General features: G+C 70.8%; 15 protein-coding genes. 5 read left to right on the top strand and 10 right to left on the bottom strand.

Annotated features, from left to right (window positions below; translation table 11 throughout):
- Positions 1-72 precede the first annotated feature (72 nt).
- A complete protein-coding gene (locus ACFVV1_RS00625) occupies positions 73-750 on the bottom strand; it encodes a helix-turn-helix domain-containing protein (protein WP_389982341.1) in 678 nt (225 codons plus the stop codon).
- Positions 751-1,025: 275 nt separating this feature from the next.
- On the opposite strand from ACFVV1_RS00625, the gene ACFVV1_RS00630 reads away from it, so the two are divergent.
- Positions 1,026-2,471, top strand: a complete 1,446-nt coding sequence (locus ACFVV1_RS00630) for an NCS2 family permease (protein WP_389982344.1) — start codon at positions 1,026-1,028, stop codon at positions 2,469-2,471.
- A gap of 534 nt (positions 2,472-3,005) precedes the next feature.
- Here the strand turns inward: ACFVV1_RS00630 and ACFVV1_RS00635 are convergent.
- From ACFVV1_RS00635 to ACFVV1_RS00645, 3 genes are all read right to left on the bottom strand, one after another.
- Positions 3,006-4,646 (bottom strand): phospho-sugar mutase, encoded by a 1,641-nt coding sequence (locus tag ACFVV1_RS00635; protein ID WP_389982347.1) that lies wholly within the window; start codon positions 4,644-4,646, stop codon positions 3,006-3,008.
- A gap of 144 nt (positions 4,647-4,790) precedes the next feature.
- Positions 4,791-5,615 carry a purine-nucleoside phosphorylase gene (locus tag ACFVV1_RS00640; protein ID WP_389982350.1) on the bottom strand — a complete coding sequence of 275 codons (825 nt, stop codon included), beginning with the start codon at positions 5,613-5,615 and terminating at the stop codon, positions 4,791-4,793.
- A gap of 102 nt (positions 5,616-5,717) precedes the next feature.
- On the bottom strand, positions 5,718-6,155 hold the full coding sequence (locus tag ACFVV1_RS00645) for a gamma-glutamylcyclotransferase (RefSeq protein WP_351082125.1): 438 nt from the start codon (positions 6,153-6,155) through the stop codon (positions 5,718-5,720).
- Between the two features lie 261 nt (positions 6,156-6,416).
- Here ACFVV1_RS00645 and ACFVV1_RS00650 point away from each other — a divergent pair, with 261 nt between their 5' ends.
- Together ACFVV1_RS00650 and ACFVV1_RS00655 are read left to right on the top strand one after the other, a co-directional pair.
- Positions 6,417-7,856 (top strand): NAD(P)H-quinone dehydrogenase, encoded by a 1,440-nt coding sequence (locus tag ACFVV1_RS00650; protein WP_389982353.1) that lies wholly within the window; start codon positions 6,417-6,419, stop codon positions 7,854-7,856.
- A 219-nt stretch (positions 7,857-8,075) separates the two neighbouring features.
- Complete coding sequence (locus ACFVV1_RS00655) at positions 8,076-9,053, top strand: DeoR/GlpR family DNA-binding transcription regulator (RefSeq protein ID WP_389982356.1); 978 nt, start codon at positions 8,076-8,078, stop codon at positions 9,051-9,053.
- A gap of 95 nt (positions 9,054-9,148) precedes the next feature.
- Here ACFVV1_RS00655 and ACFVV1_RS00660 read toward each other — a convergent pair whose 3' ends face one another.
- Both ACFVV1_RS00660 and ACFVV1_RS00665 read right to left on the bottom strand, forming a co-directional pair.
- Complete coding sequence (locus ACFVV1_RS00660; protein WP_389982359.1) at positions 9,149-9,748, bottom strand: TetR/AcrR family transcriptional regulator; 600 nt, start codon at positions 9,746-9,748, stop codon at positions 9,149-9,151.
- Between the two features lie 264 nt (positions 9,749-10,012).
- The gene (locus tag ACFVV1_RS00665) at positions 10,013-11,767 is read right to left on the bottom strand and encodes an acetyl/propionyl/methylcrotonyl-CoA carboxylase subunit alpha (protein ID WP_389982362.1); all 1,755 of its coding nucleotides are present in this window, start codon (positions 11,765-11,767) and stop codon (positions 10,013-10,015) included.
- A gap of 411 nt (positions 11,768-12,178) precedes the next feature.
- On the opposite strand from ACFVV1_RS00665, the gene ACFVV1_RS00670 reads away from it, so the two are divergent.
- Positions 12,179-12,646, top strand: coding sequence for a hypothetical protein (locus ACFVV1_RS00670; RefSeq protein ID WP_389982365.1), 468 nt, complete (start codon positions 12,179-12,181; stop codon positions 12,644-12,646).
- A gap of 71 nt (positions 12,647-12,717) precedes the next feature.
- Here ACFVV1_RS00670 and ACFVV1_RS00675 read toward each other — a convergent pair whose 3' ends face one another.
- From ACFVV1_RS00675 to ACFVV1_RS00690, 4 genes are all read right to left on the bottom strand, one after another.
- Positions 12,718-13,371 (bottom strand): nucleoside triphosphate pyrophosphatase, encoded by a 654-nt coding sequence (locus tag ACFVV1_RS00675; RefSeq protein WP_389982368.1) that lies wholly within the window; start codon positions 13,369-13,371, stop codon positions 12,718-12,720.
- Between the two features lie 51 nt (positions 13,372-13,422).
- Positions 13,423-13,551 (bottom strand): morphogenic membrane protein MmpB, encoded by a 129-nt coding sequence (gene mmpB / locus ACFVV1_RS00680; RefSeq protein WP_093900106.1) that lies wholly within the window; start codon positions 13,549-13,551, stop codon positions 13,423-13,425.
- A gap of 156 nt (positions 13,552-13,707) precedes the next feature.
- Entirely contained in the window at positions 13,708-13,923 is a 216-nt protein-coding gene (locus ACFVV1_RS00685; RefSeq protein ID WP_389982371.1) for an acyl-CoA carboxylase epsilon subunit, read from the bottom strand.
- Between the two features lie 14 nt (positions 13,924-13,937).
- Positions 13,938-15,530 carry an acyl-CoA carboxylase subunit beta gene (locus ACFVV1_RS00690; RefSeq protein WP_389982374.1) on the bottom strand — a complete coding sequence of 531 codons (1,593 nt, stop codon included), beginning with the start codon at positions 15,528-15,530 and terminating at the stop codon, positions 13,938-13,940.
- 155 nt (positions 15,531-15,685) lie between these two features.
- Between ACFVV1_RS00690 and ACFVV1_RS00695 the strand changes: the two genes are divergently transcribed.
- Positions 15,686-16,591: a biotin--[acetyl-CoA-carboxylase] ligase gene (locus ACFVV1_RS00695; protein ID WP_389982377.1), complete on the top strand. Its 906-nt coding sequence runs from the start codon at positions 15,686-15,688 to the stop codon at positions 16,589-16,591.
- Positions 16,592-16,813: the final 222 nt, after the last annotated feature.

The raw sequence follows: 16,813 nt of genomic DNA on the forward strand, positions 1-16,813 counted from the left end.
GGTGGCATCGCGATTAGGTAGACCAGTCTACCTAATCGCGTTCGATGCGCCGGCCGTGCGGACGCGGCCCGGCTAGTGCTCCGGGAGCCGGGTCCAGAAGTGGTTGACGATGTCGTCGATGTAGCGTCGCCCGTTTTCGCCGGAGGCGGTGGTGCCGCCGGCTCGGCTGAGGGTGGCGGCCATGAGGGTCTGGTACTCGTGGTGCATGTCGCGCAGGGGGTCCTGCAGGTCGCGGCGGTCCGCGGAGACGAGGCGGGCGATGGCGCGGATGTGGGCCTGCCAGCGGGTGGAGACGGCTTCGGTGAGGAGGCGGGCGAGTTCTTCCTCGAGGCCGGTGATGGCGATGAAGTCGCGTGGGGGGAGGTTGAGGAGGGCGCCGAGTTTGGCGGACTGCCGTTTGTCGCCGGTCCATCGGCCGGTTTCTTCCATCTCGTGGTAGGCGTCGAGGGTGAGGCCGGTGGCGCGGGCGACGTCCTCGACGGCCAGTCCGCGGGCGAGACGGTGTTCACGCAGGGTGCGGGGAGCGCCCATGAGTTCGCGGGGGTTGCACCACAGGGCACCGGCCAGGGCGGTGAGTTCGCCGGCGGTGGGCAGTGCGGTGCCGCGTTCCCACGCGGTGATGTGGTCGGGGGTGACGTGGGTCGTGCCGTAGGAGGCGCGCATGCCGTAAGCGACGTGGCCGGGGGCCATCCCGAGTTTCTCGCGCAGGATGCGGGCGGCGCGCGCGTTGAAGGGGAGCGGTGGATGCACGGACCGAGAGTAAGGAGTCACCCGGGGTGAACTCCATGGCCGCTGTCGCCCGCATCCCGGTTTGGCTGGATAGGTCGCCGGTGATTTTGGAGGAACCGACAGGGGCGGTGCGAGAACGTCAACTAACTGATTCCGCAAAGCGATTGAGATCGCGTTTCTGCCGCGTATGATCCGCTCGCAAGGCGCCGTATGTGTGTTCGTACAACCGACTGAAACACGCTTCCGGCGCCACTGCCATGTTTTCCCTCGCACTTGCAGGTCCAGGAGACGCAGTCATGCACACCAGCACGACAGGCCCGGCCGAAGCGCCGACAATCAGACCCGGTGGCCCGCTCAACCGGTTCTTCCGCATCGGCGAACGCGGCTCGACGTACGGCCGTGAGATACGCGGCGGGTTCGCCACCTTCTTCACGATGGCGTACATCCTCGTACTCAACCCGATCATCCTCAGCAGTACCGAGGACAAGTTCGGCCACCAGCTGGACGCCGGCCAACTGGCCACCGCCACGGCCCTGGTGGCCGCCGTGATGACCGTGATCATGGGTGTGGGCGGCAACCTGCCGCTCGCCCTGGCCGCGGGCCTGGGTCTCAACGCCGTCACCGCCTTCCAGATCGCCCCTCTCATGGGCTGGGACGACGCGATGGGCCTCATCGTGCTCGAAGGCCTGCTGATCTGCGTACTGGTGATGACCGGTCTGCGCGAGGCGATCATGCACGCCATTCCGCAACCCCTCAAGCAGGCCATCAGTGTCGGCATCGGCCTGTTCATCGCCTTCATCGGCTTCGTGGACTCCGGGTTCGTCACCCGCATCCCGGACGCCGCGAACACCACCGTGCCCGTCCAGATCGGCACAGGCACCCTCGCCGGCTGGCCCATGCTCGTCTTCTGTCTCGGCGTGCTGATGACGGTCGTCCTCCTGGCCCGCAAGGTGCAGGGCGCCATCCTCATCAGCATCGTCGTGATGACCGTCGTCGCCGTCGTCATCAACGGGATCGCCGACGTCAAGTCCTGGGGTCTGACCGAGCCCTCGCTGCCCGACAAACCCGTCGCCTCACCCGACTTCGGGCTCCTGGGCCACTTCGATCTGTTCGGCTCGTTCGGTCAGGTCAGCGTGCTGACCGTCGTCCTGCTCGTCTTCACCCTCATCCTGTCCGACTTCTTCGACACGATGGGCACCGTCGTCGGCGTCACCGCCGAAGCCGGACTCCTCGACGAGCGCGGCCAGGTCCCCGGTCTGGGCCGCGTGCTGCTCATCGACGGCGCGGCCGCCGTCGTCGGCGGCGCCGCCTCCGCCTCGTCCGCCACCACGTACATCGAGTCCGCCGCAGGTGTCGGTGAAGGCGCACGCACCGGCTTCGCCAACCTCATCACCGGCGGCCTGTTCGCCCTCGCCCTCTTCTTCACCCCCGTTCTCACCATCGTGCCCCTCCAGGCTGCGGCCCCCGCCCTCATCGCGGTCGGGTTCCTGATGATGACCCAGGTCAAGCACATCGACTGGGACCGGTACGAAGTCGCCATCCCCGCCTTCCTGACCATCGCCGTCATGCCGTTCACCTACTCCATCACCAACGGCATCGGCGCCGGCTTCCTCGCCTACGTGGTCATCAAGGCGTGCCTGGGCAAGGCCCGCGAAGTGCACTGGCTGCTCTGGGGCACCGCGGCGCTCTTCCTCGTCTACTTCGCCATCGACCCGCTGGAGCAGCTGCTCAACATCAAGTAGCCGACGTGGTGGACCCGGAACGGAGCGGGGGACGGCCCGGGGCGATGAGCGACGGAGCGTGTGAGCACACCGCGCCCGCCTGATCGCCCGGACGTCCCCCGCTCCGTTCCGGGCGATCATGCGGTTCGCGTGCGCGGGACGGCCGGACTCTCCCGTATCCGCCCGGACGACACCGCGGGCGGTGCGAGCAGCCCAGAGGCGAGGTTCCCCCGCTGCCCGTATGGGCCGGCGAGGCGGTCGACCTCATCACCGACCTCCCGCCCGCAGCCGACCTCGTCGCCACCCTGGCCGCACAGGCCGAGGACGCCCTGACCCGAGCCGGAAGGCACTGACCGAGAGCCCTTGTCGGGCGCGGCCACGACCGGTCCTCACCGGCCGCGTGGCAACCGGCTCGGACGTACCCGCCGGTGCCTACTCGGCCGCGGCACCCCGGCCCACGGCCTCCACCGGGGCGACCCGACCCTCCAGTCCTGCGTGGGCCCGGACACCGGCTTCACGTACGTGATGCGTACGTGAAGCCGATCGTTGCGGGCGTCAGATACCGGCTGCCGCCGCCAGGTCCCGCTTGATCCCGGCGAGCAGCTCCGCACCCCGCGCACGGGCCGCGGGCAGCTCGTCCGCCGAAGCGACCGGCACCACGACCTCCAGGTAGCCCTTGAGCTTCGGCTCGGTGCCGCTCGGGCGGACGATCACGCGGGCGCCCTGAAGGTGGTAGCGCAGCCCGTCGGTGGGCGGCAGCTGCGCGGTGCCCCGCGCGAGGTCCTCGGCCGAGGTGACGGGGAGGCCGGCGAGCGCGGTCGGGGGCTGCTCGCGCAGCCGGCGCATGGCGTCCGCGATGACCGAGAGGTCCTCCACCCGGACCGACAGCTGGTCGGTGGCGTGCAGTCCGTGGTCGACCGCGATGTCGTCGAGGAGGTCCAGGAGCGTACGCCCCCGCTCCTTGAGCACGGAGGCGAGCTCGGCGACGAGCAGCGCGGCCGTGATGCCGTCCTTGTCGCGTACGCCGTCCGGGTCGACGCAGTAGCCGAGCGCCTCCTCGTACCCGTACCGCAGGCCGTCCACGCGGGCGATCCACTTGAAGCCGGTCAGCGTCTCCTCGTAGCCGAGGCCCGCCTTCTCGGCGATCCGGCCGAGCAGCGAGGACGACACGATCGACTCGGCGAAGACACCGGTCGCGCCCCGGTCCACCAGATGGGCGGCGAGCAGCGCCCCGGCCTCGTCGCCGCTCAGCATTCGCCAGCCGCCGTCGGCGGCGGGGTCCGGGACGGCCACGGCGCACCGGTCGGCGTCCGGGTCGTTGGCGATGACGAGGTCGCAGTCGTTACGGCGTGCGGTGGCGAACGCGAGATCCATCGCGCCGGGCTCTTCCGGATTGGGGAAGGCGACGGTGGGGAACGCCGGGTCGGGCTCGGCCTGTTCGGCGACGAGCACCGGGGCGGGGAACCCGGCGCGGTCGAAGGCGGCGGTGAGCACGGACGTACCGACGCCGTGCATCGCGGTGTACACGACCCGGGCGGTGCGCGGCGATCCGGCGGCGAGCACGGCGTCCGTACGGGCCAGGTAGGCGGCCAGGACCTCGTCGCCGAGGATCTCCCAGCCGTCGTCGGGGCGGGCCACGCCGTCGAGCGGGCCGACCGCGGCGATCGCGGCGGCGATCTCGCCGTCCGCCGGGGGGACGATCTGCGAGCCGTCGCCGAGGTAGACCTTGTACCCGTTGTCGCGCGGCGGGTTGTGACTGGCCGTCACCTCGATGCCCGCTACGGCGCCCAGGTACCGGATCGCGTACGCCAGCACGGGCGTGGGCAGCGGGCGGGGGAGCACCGCAGCGCGCAGGCCCGCGCCGGTCATCACGGCCGCGGTGTCGCGGGCGAAGTCGGCCGACTTGTAACGGGCGTCGTACCCGATGACGACGAGCCCGCCGCTCTGCCCCTGTGCCTTCAGATACGCGGCGAGTCCGGCCGCGGCGCGGATCACGACGGCGCGGTTCATCCGCATCGGCCCGGCCCCCAGCTCACCGCGGAGCCCGGCCGTGCCGAACTGCAGGGTGCCGGCGAACCGTGCGGCGAGCTCGTCGAGGTCCTCGGCGTCGATGAGCGCGGCGAGCTCGTCACGGGTCTCGGGGTCGGGATCCTCCGCGAGCCACGTCCTGGCCTGCGCGATGAGCTCCTGCTGCACGGTGTCCGCCTTTCTGCGGGATGGGTGGGTTACGGGGGCGCTGCCCCGGACCCCGCTCCTCAATCGCCGGTGGGGCTTACTCTTCAGCCTCGCCGGCGTTTGAGGCGCGAGGCCCGGGGGCAGCGCCCCGGTTCGGGAAGGGGCTCAGATCCGCTCAAGCACCCGAGCCAGCAACGCCCCCATCCGCGTGGCGGAGTCCCGCCCTGCCTGCAGCACCTCTTCATGGTTGAGCGGCTCCCCGCTCAGTCCCGCCGCCAGGTTCGTGACCAGCGAGATGCCGAGCACCTCGGCCCCCGCCTCCCGTGCGGCGATCGCCTCCAGCACGGTGGACATGCCGACCAGGTCACCGCCCATCACACGGACCATGCTGATCTCGGCCGGCGTCTCGTAGTGCGGGCCGGGGAACTGCACGTACACACCCTCTTCGAGGGTCTCGTCGACCTCCTTGCACAGCGCGCGCAGCCGCGGCGAGTACAGATCGGTCAGGTCGACGAAGTTGGCGCCGACGATGGGGGACGCCGCGGTCAGGTTGATGTGGTCGCTGATCAGGACCGGCTGCCCGGGGCGCATGCCCTCGCGCAGACCGCCGCAGCCGTTCGTCAGCACGACGGTCCTGCAACCCGCGGCGACGGCGGTACGGACGCCGTGCGCGACGGCGGCGACGCCGCGGCCCTCGTAGAAGTGCGTGCGGCCGAGGAAGACCAGGGCACGCTTCTCGCCGATCCGGTACGAGCGGATCGTGCCGCCGTGCCCCTGCACGGCGGGCGCCGGGAAACCGGGCAGGTCGGTCACCGGGAACTCGGCCTCCGGAGCGCCGAGCGCATCGCCCGCGGGAGCCCAGCCGGACCCCATCACAAGGGCGACGTCGTGGGTCTCGGCACCGGTCAGCTCGCGCAGGCGGGCGGCGGCGTCGGCGGCGGCGGCGTACGGGTCGCCCTGGATGTTGTCCGGAATAACTGATGCGTTCACGCGGATGAGGGTAACCGGTGATTCCCTACGCGCGTAGATGCCCTTGCGTAGAGTCTGCACACGCTTCCTCGTACATTCACACAAAAGCACTGGTCGGCCGGGTCAGCAGGGGCGCTTGCGCAGTTCCATCACATAGTCGTGCGGCGCGCCCGCGGACTCCGCGGCGTCCGCGATCTCGCCCAGATAGCGGGCGGACGGCAGCCCGCCCTCGTACCCGTTCAGCACATACATCCAGGCCGGCTCCTCGCCGTCCAGGGTGTGCACCCGTACCCGCATCCGCCGGTAGATGTCGAGGCCGACGCCCTCCCACCGGTCCATGGAGTCCTCGTCCATCGGTGCGATGTCGTACAGCGCCACGAAAACCTGGGAACGGGGGGCCTCCACCACCGTGGCGAGCGCGCCTTCCCAGCCCATCTGCTCCCCGCCGAAGGTCAGCCGCCAGCCGTTGAGCCAGCCGGTGCCGCGCAGCGGGGAATGCGGTGCGCGGCGCGTCATCAGCCGCGCGTCGAGGTTGCCGGCGTACGCGGCGTAGAGCGACATGGGGTCGAGGGTACGGGAGGCTGTGGCCGGAACGTCGATTCCTGTGAGGAAGACCCCGTACGGGGTGCCGGTCGCCGTCCGGGAGCCCCGTCGCGGAGCCCCGTACCGGACGTCCCGGCGCACGGATGGAGGGCCCCGGGGCGAAGCACCTTGGCGCGTGCGGGACAATGAAGTACGTACTGCATTCCCCGGGGCGATCCCCCGGACCCCCGGCCGGGGCAGCAGGCGGCCGCGGGATGACACACGCGAGGCGGACATTTCGTGACCCGGATCGTGATCATCGGCGGCGGACCCGGCGGGTACGAGGCGGCATTGGTGGGCGCCCAGCTCGGCGCGGAGGTGACCGTCGTCGACTGCGACGGCCTCGGCGGCGCGTCCGTGCTCACCGACTGCGTGCCCTCGAAGACCCTGATCGCGACGGCAGAGGTGATGACCACCTTCGACTCTTCGTACGAGGAGCTGGGCATCATCGTCGCCGACGACACGCCGCACAACGAGCAGGCGGCCCGGGTCGTCGGCGTGGACCTCGGCAAGGTCAACCGGCGGGTGAAGCGCCTGGCACTCGCCCAGTCCCACGACATCACCGCGTCCGTCACCCGGGCCGGCGCCCGGGTGATGCGCGGCCGCGGCCGCCTCGACGGCCTCCAGGCCGCCGACGGCTCCCGCACGGTCGTCGTGACCGCCGCCGACGGCACGCAGGAGACGCTCACCGCCGACGCCGTACTCATAGCGACCGGTGGCCACCCGAGGGAGATTCCGGACGCGCTCCCCGACGGCGAGCGCATCCTGAACTGGACCCAGGTCTACGACCTCGACGAGCTCCCCGAGGAGCTCATCGTGGTCGGCTCCGGTGTGACGGGTGCCGAGTTCGCGGGCGCCTACCAGGCGCTCGGTTCGCGCGTCACCCTCGTCTCGTCCCGCGACCGGGTGCTGCCGGGCGAGGACCCGGACGCCGCCGCCGTGCTGGAGGACGTCTTCCGCCGCCGCGGCATGAACGTCATGGCCCGCTCCCGCGCCCAGGCGGCGAAGCGCGTCGGCGACCGGGTCGAGGTCACCCTCGCCGACGGCCGGGTCATCTCCGGTTCGCACTGCCTGATGGCGGTCGGCGCGATCCCGAACAGCGCCGGCATGGGGCTGGAGGAGGCCGGGGTCCGGCTCAAGGAGTCCGGCCACATCTGGACCGACAAGGTCTCCCGCACCACCGCCCCCGGCGTGTACGCGGCCGGTGACGTCACCGGGATCTTCGCCCTCGCCTCGGTCGCCGCCATGCAGGGCCGGATCGCGATGTACCACTTCCTCGGGGACGCGGTGGCACCGCTGAACCTGAAGACGGTCTCCTCGAACGTCTTCACCGACCCCGAGATCGCCACCGTCGGATACACCCAGGCCGACGTCGACGGCGGCAAGATCGATGCCAGGGTGGTCAAGCTTCCGCTGCTGCGCAACCCGCGCGCCAAGATGCAGGGCATCCGCGACGGCTTCGTCAAGCTCTTCTGCCGGCCCGGCACCGGCATCGTGGTCGGCGGCTGTGTCGTCGCGCCGCGGGCGAGCGAGCTCATCCACCCGATCTCGATCGCGGTCGACAACAACCTGACGGTCGAACAGATCGCAAACGCCTTCACGGTGTACCCGTCCCTGTCGGGTTCGATCGCGGAAGTGGCCCGTCAGTTGCACACCCGGAAGAGCGCGGGCGAGGCGTAGGCGCAGTCGCGAAACCCGGCGATCCGCGGCGCATCGCGGCAGCTCAGGCGGTCGTCCGGATGCGGGGCGACCGCCGGGCGGGCGTCGGGCGGCCGTCGGTCGATCAGTACGGAACAACAACGGGCCGCTTATACCACTTGGCGGCCCCTTGTATGCACAACTTCTGTTATCCGGCGCAAACTGCTGAAAACGCTCTGGTGTCACGTTACTGTCAGTTTCGTGTTCGCTGCAGAACGTCGTCAGTTGATCCTCGAAATGGTGCGCGCCAACGGGGCGGTATCGCTCCGTGAGCTCGCCCGCGTCGTCCAGACCTCCGAAGTGACCGTACGGCGGGACGTGCGGGCGCTGGAGGCAGAAGGACTCCTCGACCGCCGGCACGGCGGTGCGGTTTTGCCGGGCGGTTTTACGCGGGAGTCCGGCTATCCGCAGAAATCCCATCTCGCCACCGCGGAGAAGACGGCCATCGCCGACCTGGCCGCGGGTCTTGTCGAAGAGGGCGAGGCCATCGTCGTCGGTGCCGGTACGACCACGCAGGAGCTGGCCCGCCGGCTCGCGCGGGTCCCCGGTCTGACCGTCGTCACCAACTCACTGCTGGTCGCCCAGGCGTTGGCCCATGCCAACCGGGTGGAAGTGGTGATGACGGGCGGCACCTTGCGCGGCTCCAACTACGCCCTCGTGGGCAGTGGTGCCGAGCAGTCGCTCCAAGGGCTGCGGGTCTCACGTGCGTTCCTCTCCGGGAGCGGGCTCACCGCGGAACGCGGCCTGTCCACGTCCAACATGCTTTCGGCGAGCGTGGACCGGGCCCTGGTGCAGGCCGCGGCGGAGGTGGTGGTCCTGGCGGACCACACCAAGCTCGGCTCCGACACCATGTTCCAGACGGTGCCGACGGATCTGATCACCCGCCTCGTGACGGACGAACCGCCCGGCCACGACGACCGCGCCGCCACCGAACTCCAGGCCCTGGCGGACCAGGGCGTGCAGATCGCGGTGGCCGGCGCGGGAAGTGGCCCCGCCCCGGCGGAAGCCCTCCCGCCGGGCCGTCAGCCCCGCCGAGACATGCCGCTCCCCGGCCAGCGCCGTACGCGCGGTGGTCCCGGAGGGCCGGGGCCGCAGCAACTGCGGAGCGCGGCGGCGCTGGCGGAGCAGGGGCAGGGGCCGGGGGACCGGGCGAGGGTGGCGGATCTGCGCCGGCGGTAGGGGGCGCGGGGGGTTTCTTCTCTCCGCCCCTCCCCCTTCCCGTAACCGGGGGCGCCGCCCCGGACCCCGCTCCTCGATCGTCGGGGGTGGATTTGTCAACCCCCCTCCGCGTTCGGTCCCTTCAGCCCCTGCAAGGTCAGCATCAGGAGCCGGCCCGCCAACTCCGGGTCGTCCGGCGACTGCTCCGCGGCCAGCGCGATCGCGTTCGTCAGCTGCATCAGGTCGTCGATGGACACATCCGTCCGCACGGCCCCGCTCGCCTGCGCCCGCGCCAGCAGCACCGAACCCGCCTCGCGCAGCGGCACATTGCACCGCGACAGCGCCGAAGTCTCGTCCCGTGACGTCGACATGAGCGCCTGGGCGAGCCCGCGGTACTCACCCGCATGGGTGATGATCGCGCCCAGCCACTCCACCAGCCCCGCACACGGCTGCTTCGCCCCCGCGAGTTCACGGGAACGGTCGATCAGGGACGTCAGGGCCTCCTGGAAGACGGCGCTCATCAGCGCGTGCCGGTTCGGGAAGTGCCGGTACAGCGTGCCGATCCCCACGCCCGCACGTCGCGCGATGTCCTCCAGGGACGCGTCCGTGCCGTGGTCCGCGAACGCGGTACGGGCCTCACCCAGCAGCCGGTCGTAATTGCGGCGCGCATCGGCGCGCATGGGCCGGGCCGGCGTCTGTGCCGTGCTCATCGACATTGCGCAGTCCTCCCTTTTTCCGCCCCAGGGTCCAGGATGCCATTGCGTATCCGGAGGACGCCTCCGTGGGCTCCTGGGCGCTGACCCTGGTCCTGCTGCTCGCCGCGAGGACGGCCGCCGCGCCACCCGCCGAGAAATGACGCAAGCGCAGGAGTGACGCAAGTCCAGGAGTGACGCACCCGGTTGCCGGACAACCGAAAACGGGGCCCCTGCGGAGTCGTGCGACTCGGCAGGGGCCCCGGTGGAACGTCGGGTGCCGCTCGATCAGTCCTTGATCTCGCAGATCACGGCGCCGGAGGAGACCGAGCTGCCGACCTCGGCGACCAGTCCCTTGACGATGCCCGCGCGGTGCGCGTTCAGCGGCTGCTCCATCTTCATGGCCTCCAGGACGACGACGAGGTCGCCCTCCTGGACCTGCTGGCCCTCCTCGACGGCGATCTTGACGATGGTGCCCTGCATCGGGGACGCCAGGGTGTCGCCGGAGACCGCGGAGCCGGTCTTCTTCGCCGCGCGGCGCTTGGGCTTGGCGCCCGCCGCGAGGCCCGTACGGGCCAGGCTCATGCCCAGCGACGAGGGCAGCGAGACCTCAAGACGCTTGCCGCCGACCTCGACGACCACGGTCTCGCGACCGGCCTCCTCCTCCGCCTCCACGTCGGCGACGGCGGTGAAGGGCTTGATGTCGTTGACGAACTCGGTCTCGATCCACCGGGTATGGATCCGAAACGGGTCGCTGGTGAACGCCGGGTCGGCGACGACCGCGCGGTGGAACGGAATGGCGGTGGCCATACCCTCGACGTCGAACTCGGCCAGCGCGCGCGCCGCCCGCTGCAGCGCCTGCTCACGCGTCGCACCGGTCACGATGAGCTTCGCCAGCAGCGAGTCCCAGGCGGGGCCGATGACGGAACCGGACTCCACGCCCGCGTCGAGGCGGACACCGGGGCCGGTCGGCGGGGCGAAGGCGGTGACGGTGCCGGGAGCGGGCAGGAAGCCGCGGCCCGGGTCCTCGCCGTTGATCCGGAATTCGAAGGAGTGCCCGCGCACGGCCGGGTCGTCGTAGCCGAGCTTCTCGCCGTCGGCGATGCGGAACATCTCGCGTACGAGGTCGAGGCCGGTGACCTCCTCGGTGACCGGGTGCTCGACCTGGAGGCGGGTGTTGACCTCCAGGAACGAGATGGTGCCGTCCGTGCCGACGAGGAACTCCACGGTGCCGGCACCGACGTAACCGGCCTGCTTGAGGATGGCCTTCGACGCCGCGTACAGCTCCGCGTTCTGCGCCTCGGACAGGAACGGCGCGGGGGCCTCCTCGACCAGCTTCTGGTGGCGGCGCTGGAGCGAGCAGTCACGGGTGGAGACGACGACGACGTTGCCGTGCTGGTCGGCCAGGCACTGCGTCTCGACGTGGCGCGGCTTGTCGAGGTAGCGCTCCACGAAGCACTCGCCGCGGCCGAACGCCGCGACGGCCTCACGGACCGCGGAGTCGTACAGCTCCGGGATCTCCTCCAGCGTGCGCGCCACCTTCAGCCCGCGGCCGCCACCACCGAACGCGGCCTTGATCGCGATCGGCAGCCCGTGCTGCTTCGCGAACGCCACGACCTCACCGGAGCCCGCGACCGGGTCGGGCGTACCGGCCACCAGCGGGGCACCGGCGCGCTGCGCGATGTGCCGGGCGGCGACCTTGTCGCCGAGGTCCCGGATCGCCTGCGGCGGCGGGCCGATCCACGTCAGGTCCGCGTCGAGGACGGCCTGGGCGAAGTCGGCGTTCTCCGACAGGAAGCCGTAGCCCGGGTGGATCGCGTCCGCCCCGGAGTCCTTGGCAGCCTGGAGCACCTTGGCCATGTCCAGGTAGCTGGCGGCCGGGGTGTCACCGCCCAGGGCGAATGCCTCGTCGGCCGCGCGTACATGCAGAGCGTCGCGGTCCGGGTCGGCGTAGACGGCCACGCTCCCGATCCCGGCATCCCGGCATGCCCGAGCAACACGGACAGCAATTTCGCCACGGTTGGCGATGAGCACCTTGCGCACGATGGCTCCCTCCTTGAAACAAGCTGAGTTTAGGGACTACCGACACGGCCCTACGACCCGTCCCCAGTGGTGAGCTTGCCCACACGGAGTGTGATTCGAGGCTTGCTCAAGTCGCGAAATCCCTTGTGGCACCACGGTACGCCGGGATCCATGACCGCACAGTAGCCACGAGGTGTGGTCCAGGTCTCTGTTCGTGCAAGCAGCCACGCCGGGTGTTTCTTTGTCGAGTCCCCACTAACGGGCGAACGATTCTTTGCCCGACGCACGAGAGCCGCGGCCAGGAGGGCGCAGGGACAGCACGCGGGGGCGCGCCGGTGGTGCGGGGCGGGAGCAAAGAGCGTCGGAACCCTTGTCCCGCGCGTTACCGGTTAGTAGGGTCCGCGCTATCGCACGTACTGCAGGTAACAGGGGGTGAGCACCGTGGTGCGCAGACCGGTGGCGTTCGTGGCCGCGATCGTGCTGTTCGTGGAAGCCGTGGGCATCGTGCTCATCAACGGCATCCTGGCGACGGTGGTCAAGAACCAGGACATGTCACTGGCCGGGCTGGAACCCGACGCGATGTCCAGCGGCACCTGGGTGATGGGCGGCGTCTTCGGTCTGTATCTGCTGCTGTGCGGGCTGGTCCTCCTGCTGACCGGCATCCGCGACCGGGCCCCCGGCCGTATCGGCCGCATCGCCCTCATCACCTGCGCCGTGGTGCACGGGGTGCTGGGCGCGCTGACGGTGGGACTGGTCGGCTGGGCCGCGTTCGGATTCATGATGGTGGTGCTCGGGCTGATCGTGCTGACGCTGGTGGCGTACGGCCCCCGCCCCGGGCCCGGACCCGAGGCCGGCCGGCCCGCGGATGACGCCGAACCGAACGCTCCGGCCCCGATCTGACCCGTACGGTCCGACGGAGAGGGCCTGACCCGTACGGTCCGGCTCACCCGGTCGGGCCCGTACGGTCCGGCTCACCCGGTCGGGCTCATACGGTCCGGCTCATCCGGTCCCGCTCGGACCCAGAGCTCGGTGACGGAGATCCCCAGCTCGCCCAGCAGCCTGCGCAGCAGCGGCAGCGAGAGCCCGATGACGTTGCCGTGGTCGCCCTCGATGGAGTCGACGAACGGCGCGGACCGGCCGTCCAGCGTGAAGGCGCCCGCGACGTGGAGCGGCTCGCCCGAGGCCACGTAGGCGGCGACCTCCGCGTCCGTCGGTTCGCCGAAGCGGACGGTCGTGGAGGCGGTCGCCGAGGCCGTACGTCCGGTCGCGGTGTCGATCACGCTGTGGCCGGTCCGCAGCACCCCGGCCCGGCCGCGCATGGACTTCCAGCGGGCGATGGCCTCCTCGCCGTCGGCCGGCTTGCCGAGCGCCTCGCCGTCGAGTTCGAGCACCGAGTCGCATCCGATGACCAGGGCACCCGCCGCCTCCGGCCGGCCGGCCACCGCGGCGGCCTTGGCCTCGGCGAGGACGAGCGCCAGCTCGGCCGGCGTCGCGGCGCCCAGCGCGTCCTCGTCCACCCCGCTGACGATCACCTCGGGCGAGAATCCGGCCTGCCGCAGAAGACCGAGACGGGCGGGGGATGCGGAGGCGAGCACGAGACGGCGCTGATCAGTCATACGCGCCATCGTAGAAGGCGATCGTGGAAGGCAGGGGCGGAGCCGCCGTTACGGTGCCCCTCACCGCGTTCCGAGCACGAACATCGCGACCACCATCGCCAGCGCCAGCACCAGCCCCGCGCGCCGCATCATGTCCTGGGCGTCGCGCAGTTCCTTCGGCGGCTTGTTCTCGGGGTCGGACCACAGCATGGGACCGATCCTGCTGCGGAGGCGTATGCCGCGCCTGAGTACGGGTACTCAGGCGCCCTGGTGCGTACGGACCAGAATCGCGCCCGGACGCACCGGAGGCCCGGGCCCGTACGGGCCCGGACCTCCGGAAACGCGTGCGAACAGGTACTCCCGCGACTATCCGGGCCAGTACGTCCGTGCCCAGGCCCGCGGCCCCGGCAGGTGGCGCTCACGCCGGGCGATGCGCCCCGGGTCGGACCACTGACCGGGCAGCGCCGACGTGAGCGACGGTGCGCCGGACGACATCGCGGATGTCGCCGCGCGCGCCCGGACCACCGCCAGTGCGGCAGCCAGCTCCTCAGGGGTCGGGTTGCCCCGTACGACCTTGATCATGGCCAGGACCCTTTCTAGAGGGGGATGTTGCCGTGCTTCTTCGGGGGCAGCGATTCCCGCTTCGTACGCAGCTGGCGCAGCCCCTTCACGATGTGCGCGCGGGTGTCGGACGGCAGGATCACCGCGTCGACGTAGCCGCGTTCGGCCGCGACGTACGGGTTGAGCAGCGCGTCCTCGTAGTCGGCGATCAGCGTGGCGCGGGTGGCTTCCGCCTCGGCGGGGTCCGTGATGGCGGCGATGGTGCGGCGGTGCAGGATGTTCACCGCACCCTGCGCGCCCATGACGGCGATCTGCGCGGTCGGCCAGGCCACGTTGATGTCGGCGCCCAGGTGCTTGGAGCCCATCACGTCGTACGCGCCGCCGAACGCCTTGCGGGTGATCACCGTGATCAGCGGGACGGTCGCCTCCGCGTAGGCGTAGATCAGCTTGGCGCCGCGGCGGATGATGCCGCCGTACTCCTGGTCGAGGCCGGGCAGGAAGCCGGGAACGTCGACGAAGGTCAGCACGGGCACGTTGAACGCGTCGCAGGTGCGGACGAACCGCGCCGCCTTCTCGCTCGCGTTGATGTCCAGGCAGCCCGCGAACTGTATCGGCTGGTTGGCGACGATGCCGACCGGATAGCCCTCCACGCGCCCGAAGCCGGTGAGGATGTTCGGCGCGAACAGGGCCTGCGTCTCCAGGAATTCGCCGTCGTCCAGCACGTGCTCGATGGCGGTGTGCATGTCGTACGGCTGGTTCGCCGAGTCGGGGATGAGGGTGTCGAGCTCGCGGTCCTCGTCCGTGGTGGTGAGGTCGGCCGCCTCCGGGAAGGCCGGTGCCTCGGAGAGGTTGTTCGAAGGGAGGTACGACAGCAGTGACTTGACGTACTCGATGGCGTCCTTCTCGTCGCCCGCCATGTGATGCGCCACGCCGGACGTGGTGTTGTGGGTGCGGGCGCCGCCGAGCTGCTCGAAGCCGACGTCCTCACCGGTGACGGTCTTGATGACGTCGGGGCCCGTGATGAACATGTGCGACGTCTGGTCGACCATGACGGTGAAGTCGGTGATCGCGGGGGAGTAGACCGCGCCGCCCGCGCACGGTCCGACGATCAGCGAGATCTGCGGGACGACGCCCGAGGCGTGCACATTGCGGCGGAAGATCTCGGCGAACAGACCGAGCGCGGCCACGCCTTCCTGGATGCGTGCGCCGCCGCCGTCGTTGATGCCGATGACCGGGCAGCCGGTCTTCAGCGCGAAGTCCATCACCTTGACGATTTTCTCACCGTAGACCTCGCCGAGTGAACCGCCGAAGATGGTGAAGTCCTGCGAGTAGACGCAGACGGGGCGGCCGTCGACCGTGCCGTAGCCGGTGACGACGCCATCTCCGTAGGGGCGGTTCTTCTCGATGCCGAAGCTCGTGGAACGGTGCCGGGCCAACTCGTCGAGCTCCACGAAGGAACCCTCGTCGAGCAGCAGGCCGATCCGCTCGCGGGCGGTCAGCTTGCCTTTCGCGTGCTGCTTCTCGACCGCGCGTTCGGAGCCCGCGTGCACCGCTTCGTCGATGCGGCGCTGCAGGTCGGCGATCTTGCCCGCGGTGGTGTGGATGTCGATCTCTTCAGGCTCGGACATCGGGTGGCGGCTCCCTGCCTGGTCACGGGGACGACTGTGCGGCTGATCAGCTGCTGAACACCCACTGATCAGGTACTGGACACCTACTGATCCGTAGCGTATCGGCGTCGATACGGTTCGGCAGTGCGTCGTTTACCACACCTAGTCTGGCTTGCATGACACCTTCTGATGCGCCTCACAGCCGCTGGTCGGACCTGGACCGGCCGCCCCTGAACGTCCCCGCGCTGCGCCGCGGGCTGCTGCGGCCGGGCGGACTGTGGACCTCGCTCGACGTCGTGGAGACCACCGGGTCCACCAACTCCGACCTTGCCCGGCGAGCGGCGGAGGGGCTCGCCGAGGGAGCCGTGCTGGTCGCCGAGGAGCAGACCGCCGGCCGCGGTCGCCTGGACCGCACGTGGACGGCTCCGGCCCGTTCGGGCCTGTTCTTCTCCGTCTTCCTGGCGCCGGGCGACATCCCCGTGCGGCAGTGGAGCTGGCTGCCCCTGCTCGCCGGCGTCGCGACGGCTACCGGCCTGGCGCGCGCGGCGGGCGTCGACACGGCCCTGAAATGGCCCAACGACCTCCTGGTGACCATCCCCAAGGACTCCGACAAGCTCCGTCCGGGGGAGACCCCACTGCGCGAGGAACGCAAGGCGGGCGGCATCCTGGCCGAGCGCGCCGGTGACGGCGTCGTCGTGGGCATCGGCCTCAACGTCTCCCTGCGCGCCGACGAACTCCCCGCCCCCACGGCCGGCTCGCTGGCCCTGGCCGGTGCGGTCTCCACCGACCGGGAGACGCTGCTGCGCGGCGTACTGCGCTCGCTGGAGCACTGGTACGTCCAGTGGCGCGCGGCGGACGGCGACGCGGCGGCGAGCGGCCTGCAGGAGGCGTACGCGGCGGGCTGCGCGACCCTGGGCCGGACAGTACGGGCCCAGCTCCCCGGCGACCGCACGCTCACCGGCGAGGCCGTGGCGATCGACAGCGACGGCCGCCTGATCCTGTCCACCGACGACGGCCTCCAGGAACCCGTGTCCGCGGGCGACATCGTGCACCTGCGCGGGCGCGCGGGCGGCCTGACGTGAGGGGCGGGTCCACCGCGGAGTCGTGTGGTTCACCGGGGCCGTCCGACTGCCGTTCTGTCCTCGATCGCCGGACGGGCCGAAAATCACCCCGTCCGGCGATCGAGGGGGCCTGCGTGCGGGCGCCGGGGTGGGGCCGCTCCTGCCTCGCCACGTACCGGGGCAGAACCGGGGCCGTTGCGTGTCGGTCGCTCGGGTGTGCCTGACCTGCCGAGCCTTCCGGTC

Origin of the sequence: Streptomyces sp. NPDC058092 (assembly GCF_042884935.1) — a bacterium.
Classification (GTDB): domain Bacteria; phylum Actinomycetota; class Actinomycetes; order Streptomycetales; family Streptomycetaceae; genus Streptomyces.